6 protein-coding genes and 1 pseudogene are annotated in these 6503 nt (G+C 74.4%); all 7 read left to right on the forward strand.

Annotation, left to right across the window (positions count from 1 at the left end):
* The first annotated feature begins 82 nt into the window (after positions 1 to 82).
* Positions 83 to 919, forward strand: coding sequence for a precorrin-4 C(11)-methyltransferase (gene cobM, locus ABZ848_RS44095; RefSeq protein WP_360841267.1), 837 nt, complete (start codon positions 83 to 85; stop codon positions 917 to 919).
* Between the two features lie 5 nt (positions 920 to 924).
* Positions 925 to 2157, forward strand: a complete 1233-nt coding sequence (cbiE, locus tag ABZ848_RS44100; RefSeq protein ID WP_360841276.1) for a precorrin-6y C5,15-methyltransferase (decarboxylating) subunit CbiE — start codon at positions 925 to 927, stop codon at positions 2155 to 2157.
* Positions 2154 to 3845, forward strand: a complete 1692-nt coding sequence (cobJ, locus tag ABZ848_RS44105) for a precorrin-3B C(17)-methyltransferase (protein WP_360841268.1) — start codon at positions 2154 to 2156, stop codon at positions 3843 to 3845. The genes cbiE and cobJ overlap by 4 nt, the downstream gene beginning before the upstream one ends.
* Positions 3842 to 4432: a precorrin-8X methylmutase gene (locus ABZ848_RS44110; protein ID WP_360841269.1), complete on the forward strand. Its 591-nt coding sequence runs from the start codon at positions 3842 to 3844 to the stop codon at positions 4430 to 4432. The genes cobJ and ABZ848_RS44110 overlap by 4 nt, the downstream gene beginning before the upstream one ends.
* Positions 4426 to 5349 (forward strand): sirohydrochlorin chelatase, encoded by a 924-nt coding sequence (locus ABZ848_RS44115; RefSeq protein WP_360841278.1) that lies wholly within the window; start codon positions 4426 to 4428, stop codon positions 5347 to 5349. Before ABZ848_RS44110 ends, ABZ848_RS44115 begins: the two co-directional genes overlap by 7 nt.
* Positions 5339 to 6400, forward strand: a complete 1062-nt coding sequence (gene cobC / locus ABZ848_RS44120) for an Rv2231c family pyridoxal phosphate-dependent protein CobC (protein ID WP_360841271.1) — start codon at positions 5339 to 5341, stop codon at positions 6398 to 6400. The genes ABZ848_RS44115 and cobC overlap by 11 nt, the downstream gene beginning before the upstream one ends.
* A gap of 28 nt (positions 6401 to 6428) precedes the next feature.
* Positions 6429 to 6503: pseudogene (locus ABZ848_RS44125) on the forward strand (NERD domain-containing protein); the annotation flags it as partial.

Raw genomic sequence — 6503 nt, forward strand, 5'->3', positions numbered from 1 at the left:
GTCGTTCGCGCACATCGGGCGGCCGCGGCGGCAGCACCCGTAAGAGCTTTTGTACTACTTGTTCACGAGAGGACCGAATTCCATGGCCGACGCCGCCATCTCGACCGGTGCCCCCACCAGCAAGGTGACCTTCGTCGGTGCCGGCCCCGGCGCCGCCGACCTGCTGACGTTCCGTGCCGCGCGCGCCATCGCCGAGGCCGACGTGGTGATCTGGGCCGCGAGCCTGGTCCAGGAGGAGGTCCTCGAACACGCGCGCGAGGGGGCGGAGATCCTCGACTCGGCGACGATGTCGCTGGAGGACGTGGTGGCCGTGTACGAGCGGGCGCGGGCGGAGGGCCTGCGGGTCGCCCGCATCCACTCGGGCGACCCGGCCCTCTGGGGCGGTACGCAGGAGCAGCTGGACCGGTGCGCGGGGATCGGGATCGCCACGGAGGTCGTGCCCGGTGTCTCCGCCTTCTCGGCCGTCGCCGCGCTCGCGCAGCGCGAGCTGACGATCCCCGAGGTCGCGCAGTCCGTGGTGCTCACCCGGCTCGGCGGCGGCAAGACGCCGATGCCGCCGGGCGAGGAGGTGCGGGAGTTCGCCAAGCACGGCACGACCATGGCGATCTTCCTGTCCGCCGCGCGCAGCGGGCAGCTGGTGCGGGAGCTGCTGGAGGGCGGCTATCCGACGTCCACGCCGGTCGTGGTCGCCTACCAGGCGACCTGGCCGGAGGAGCTGGTCGTGCGATGCACGGTCGGGACGCTGGAGGAGACGGTCAAGGAGCACAAGCTCTGGAAGCACACCCTCTTCCTGGTCGGCCCGGCGCTCGACGCCGAGGGCACGCGCTCGCACCTCTACCACCCCGGGCACTTCCACGGGTACCGCAAGGCCGACCCGGAGGCCCGTCGGGCGCTGCGCGAGCGAGGGGCCAGCACGTGAGTGGCTTGATCACAGTCGTCGGTACGGGGACGGGGGCGCCGCTTCCCACCGGGGTGCTGGCCGGTGCCCGCCTCGTCGTGGGCGGCCGGCGGCATCTGGCGGCCGCACCGGTGCCGGACGAGGCCGAGCAGGTCGTACTCGGGCCGCTGGCGCCGGCGCTGGACGTCATCGAGCGGTATCTGGAGAAGGACGGCCGGGTGGTGGTGCTGGCTTCGGGCGACCCCGGGTTCTTCGGGATCGTGCGGGTGCTGGCCGAACGGTTCGGGGCGGAACGGCTGGACGTGCGGGCGGGCGTGTCGTCGGTGGCGGCGGCCTTCGCTCGGGTCGGGCTGCCGTGGGACGACGCGGTGGTGGCGAGCGCGCATGGGCGGGAGCTGCGGACGGCCGTGAATGTGTGCCGCGCTCGGCCGAAGGTGGCGGTGCTGACGGGGCCGGGTGCGGGGCCCGCGGAGCTGGGGGCGGCGCTCGGGTCGAGCGCGCGGGTCCTCGTCGTCGCCTCGGCGCTCGGGTCCGCCGACGAGCGGGTGGAGCGGGTCACGCCCGTCGAGGCCGCCGCTCGGGACTGGGGCAGCGATGTCAGTGTGGTGCTGTGCCTGGACGAGAGCCGGGGGCTCGGCGGTGTGCGTACCGTCGCCGGGGCCGCCGTCGGGCCTGACGGGTGGGCGTTGGACGAGGGTGCGTTCGAGCATCGCGACTCGATGATCACCAAGTCCGAGGTGCGGGCGCTCGCGCTGGCCAAACTCGGGCCGCGGCTCGGTGAGTTGGTGTGGGACGTCGGTGCCGGGTCCGGTTCCGTGGCCGTGGAGTGCGCGCGCTTCGGGGCCGCCGTCGTCGCCGTGGAGAAGGCCGCCGACGGGGTGGCGCGGATCGCCGCCAACGCCCGGGCGCACGGGGTGTACGTGGACGCCGTGCACGGTTCGGCGCCCGACGCGCTGGACCGACTCCCCGACCCCGACGCCGTGTTCATCGGTGGCGGTGGGCGCGAGCTGCCCGGGATCGTCGCCGCGTGCGCCCGGCGGTCCCGGCGGGCGGTCGTCGTCGCCATGGCCGCGCTGGACCGCGTACCGGCGGCCCGTGCGGCACTCGTCGAGGCCGGATTCACCTGCGACGGCGTGCTGTTGCAGTCCTCGCGGCTCGCACCCCTGCCGGGGGACGTGACACGACTGGCCGCGACCAATCCCGTTTTCCTGCTGTGGGGGAACCGAACCCCCGTATCCGATGAAGGAGTTGCTCAGTGATCGGCCTCATTTCCGCCACCGCGGCGGGGGCGGCTGCGCGCGACCGGCTGGCCGCGGCATGGCCGGAGCGGACGCGTGTGTACGAGGGTCCCGTGCGGGACGCCGTACGGGCCGCGTTCGCGGAGTGCGAGCAGCTCGTGTGCTTTCTCGCCGCGGGAGCGGTCGTACGGCTCGTGGCACCGCTGCTGGAGGACAAGGCGACCGACCCCGGTGTGGTGTGCGTCGACGAGGGCGGGCGGTTCGCCGTGTCGCTGGTCGGCGGGCACGGAGGCGGGGCCAATGAACTCGCCGGTGAGGTCGGGGAGTTGCTGGGAGCGACCCCGGTGGTGACCACGGCCACGGACGCGGTGGGGGTGCCGGGGCTGGACACGCTCGGGATGCCGGTGGAGGGAGATGTCGCCGGGGTCTCACGGGCGCTGCTCGACGGTGAACCGGTCGCCCTCCACGCGGAGTTGGCCTGGCCGCTTCCGCCGCTCCCGGTGTCCGCCGAAGGCTCGTACACGATCCGCCTGTCGGACCGCCTCACGGATCCGGCCGAACACGAGGTCGTCCTGCGGCCCCCGTCCCTCGTCGTCGGCGTGGGTGCCTCCAAGGGTGCGCCCGTCGACGAGGTGCTGGAGTTGGTCGAGGGCGCCCTGCGCGACGCCGGACTGTCGGCGAAGTCGCTCGCCGAGCTCGCCACCGTCGACGCCAAGGCCGGCGAACCCGGCATCGTCGAGGCCGCCGCACGGCTCGTTGTTCCTCTTGTCACGTACTCCGCCGAGGAGTTGGCGAAGGTCGAGGTGCCCAACCCCTCCGACGCGCCGCTCGCCGCCGTCGGCACCCCCTCCGTCGCCGAGGCCGCAGCCCTCGTGCGCGGCGGTGAACTCCTGGTCCCCAAGCGGAAGTCGGCGCGGGCGGACGGGCACGCCTCGATGGCGACCTGCGCCGTCGTACGGCGGCCCGGGCGCGGGCGGCTCGCGGTCGTCGGGCTCGGGCCCGGCGCGCGGGACCTCGTGACTCCGCGGGCCACCGCCGAACTCCGGCGCGCCTCCGTGCTCGTCGGGCTCGACCAGTACGTCGACCAGATCCGTGACCTGCTGCGCCCCGGCACCCTGATCCTGGAGTCCGGGCTCGGGGCCGAGGAGGAGCGCGCGCGGACCGCCGTCGCCGAGGCCCGCAAGGGGCAGGCCGTCGCGCTCATCGGGAGCGGGGACGCCGGGGTGTACGCCATGGCCTCCCCCGCGCTCGCCGAGGCCTCGGACGACATCGACGTGATCGGGGTGCCCGGGGTGACCGCCGCGCTCGCGGCCGGGGCGATCCTCGGTGCGCCGCTCGGGCACGACCACGTCTCCATCAGCCTCTCCGACCTGCACACACCGTGGGAGGTCATCGAGCGGCGGGTACGCGCGGCGGCCGAGGCGGACCTCGTGGTCACCTTCTACAACCCCCGCTCCCGGGGCCGCGACTGGCAGTTGCCGAAGGCCCTCGCGATCCTGGCCGGACACCGGGAGGCGGGCACGCCGGTCGGAGTCGTGCGGAACGCGTCGCGACCGGACGAATCCAGCCAGGTGACGGATCTGGCCTCGCTGGATCCGGCGACGGTCGACATGATGACGGTCGTGACCGTGGGCAACACGGCGACCCGCGAGATCGCGGGTCGCATGGTGACGCCGCGCGGCTATCGCTGGCAGGAGGACGCCAAGTGAACCGTGTGGTCCACCCGATCGAGCAGGAGTCGTACCGGCGGCTGCGCGCCCGGCTCGACACCTCGCACTTCCCGCCGCTGACCCGCGCGGTGGTGGAGCGGGTCATCCACTCCGCCGCCGACCTGGAGTACGCGAGCGATCTCGTCATGGACGAGGGCGAGTTGGCGAAGGCGCATGCCGCGCTGCACGCCGGGGCGCCCGTCGTGGTCGACGTGGAGATGGTCGGGGCCGGGATCACCCGGCGCGAGACCGTCTGCCGGCTGCGGGACGCCAGGGCCGAGGCCGGGCTGACCCGTTCGGCGCACGCGATACGGCTCGCCTACGAGCAGGTCGGGCCCGGCGCGCTCTGGGTGATCGGCAACGCCCCCACCGCACTGGAGGAGTTGCTGACCCTGGACGCCTCCCCCGCGCTCGTCATCGGCCTGCCCGTCGGCTTCGTCGGCGCGGTCGAGTCCAAGGCCGCGTTGCGCGAGAGCGGGCTGCCCGCCGTGAGCAACGTGTCCGAGAAGGGCGGCTCTGCGGTCGCCGCGGCCGCGCTCAACGCCCTGCTGTACCACCCCACTTCACCGTCCGAGGAGACATCGTGACCACCCCGCCCGCCCTGCTCATCGCCGGCCACGGCACCCGGGACGAGGCCGGAGCCGAGGCGTTCCGCGACTTCGTACGGGAGTTGGGCCGCCGCCACCCCGAACTGCCCGTCGCGGGCGGCTTCATCGAGCTGTCGCCGCCGCCGCTGGGCGACGCGGTCACCGAGCTGGTGGAGCAGGGGGTACGACGGTTCGCGGCCGTACCGCTGATGCTGGTGTCCGCCGGGCACGCCAAGGGCGACATCCCGGCGGCGCTGGCCCGCGAGAAGGAACGGCACCCGGGGATCACGTACACCTACGGGCGTCCGCTGGGCCCGCACCCGTCGCTGCTCGCGGTCCTTGAGCGGCGGCTGGACGAGGCGCTGGGCGGTACGGCCCGTACGCCCGAGGACCGGGCCGATGTGACCGTGCTGCTGGTGGGGCGCGGGTCGACCGACCCCGACGCGAACGCCGAGGTGCACAAGGCCGCGCGGCTGCTGTGGGAGGGGCGCGGGTACGCGGGCGTCGAGACGGCGTTCGTGTCGCTCGCGGCGCCGGACGTGCCGAGCGGGCTCGACCGGTGCGTGAAGCTGGGGGCGCGGCGGATCGTCGTACTCCCCTACTTCCTCTTCACCGGCATCCTGCCGGACCGGGTGAAGCAGCAGACCGAGGGGTGGGCGGCCGCGCATCCGGAGGCCGAGGTGCGGTCGGCGGAGGTCATCGGGCCGGAGCCGGAGCTGCTGGAACTGGTGATGGAGCGGTACGAGGAGGCGGTGCGCGGTGATCTGCGGATGAACTGCGACTCGTGCGTGTACCGGATCGCGCTGCCCGGGTTCGAGGACAAGGTCGGGCTGCCGCAGCAGCCGCACTTCCATCCGGACGACGACGGCCACCATCACCACGGGCACCACCACGGCAGCCACTCCCATGCGCACTGACGGCCACGACCTGCGCCACCACGGGGACGCCGAAGTCCGGGACGAGGGCGCCGCGTTGGTCGACCTCGCGGTCAACGTCCGTGCCGACACGCCCCCTTCGTGGCTGCGGGAGCGGATCGCCGAGTCGCTGACCGGGCTCGCCGCCTACCCGGACGGCCGCGAGACCCGGGCGGCGGTGGCGGCCCGGCACGGGCTGCCGCCCGAGCGGGTGCTGCTGACCGCCGGTGCCGCCGAGGCGTTCGTGCTGCTCGCGCGCGCCCTGAAGGTGGTCAGACCGGTCGTGGTGCATCCGCAGTTCACCGAGCCGGAGGCGGCTCTGCGGGACGCCGGGCACGCGGTCGACCGGGTGCTGCTGCGGGCGGCGGACGGCTTCCAGCTGGATGTGTCGGCGGTGCCGGAGGACGCCGACCTGGTGGTGATCGGCAACCCCACGAACCCGACGTCGGTCCTGCACCCGGCGGACGACATCGCCCGACTCGCCCGCCCCGGGCGGACGTTGGTGGTCGACGAGGCGTTCCTGGACGCGGTGCCGGGCGAACGGGAGGCGCTGGCCGGCCGCACCGACGTGCCCGGCCTTGTGGTGCTGCGCAGCCTGACCAAGACCTGGGGCCTGGCGGGCCTGCGCATCGGCTACGTCCTGGCGGCCCCGGAGACGATCGCGGACCTGGAGCGCGCGCAGCCGCTGTGGCCGGTGTCCACCCCGGCGCTCGCCGCGGCCCGGGCCTGCGTGGAGCCCCGGGCGCTGGCGGAGGCGGCCCACGCGGCCCACCGTGTCGCCCAGGACCGGGCCCATCTCGTCGCCGGGCTGCGGGAGTTCGCCCCGGACGGACTCACGGTGGTCGAGCCCGCGGAGGGCCCCTTCGTCCTCGTACGACTGCCGAAGGCGGCCGCCGTACGACGGCATCTGCGCGACCTGGGGTTCGCGGTGCGGCGCGGGGACACGTTTCCGGGGCTGGGCGAGGAGTGGCTACGGCTCGCGGTGCGGGATCGGGTGACGGTGAACGGGTTTCTGCAGGCGTTGGACCAGGCGGTGACGCTCGCGGGGCGGTGACGGCCTCGCGGGGCGGCGGGATCGCACCCCCGGGGGCGACCGCGTCCACCACCTGGCGATCGGCCCCGGCGGCCTGTTCGCCGTACACACCCTGTACGCCCGC

The sequence above is a fragment of the Streptomyces sp. NPDC047081 genome (assembly GCF_040643775.1).
GTDB lineage: Bacteria > Actinomycetota > Actinomycetes > Streptomycetales > Streptomycetaceae > Streptomyces.

Excerpts from the sequence above, each read along its gene's own strand:
- cobM (WP_360841267.1), top strand. The coding sequence starts at position 83 with ATGGCCGACGCCGCCATCTCGACCGGTGCCCCCACCAGCAAGGTGACC.
- cobC (WP_360841271.1), top strand. The coding sequence starts at position 5,339 with ATGCGCACTGACGGCCACGACCTGCGCCACCACGGGGACGCCGAAGTC.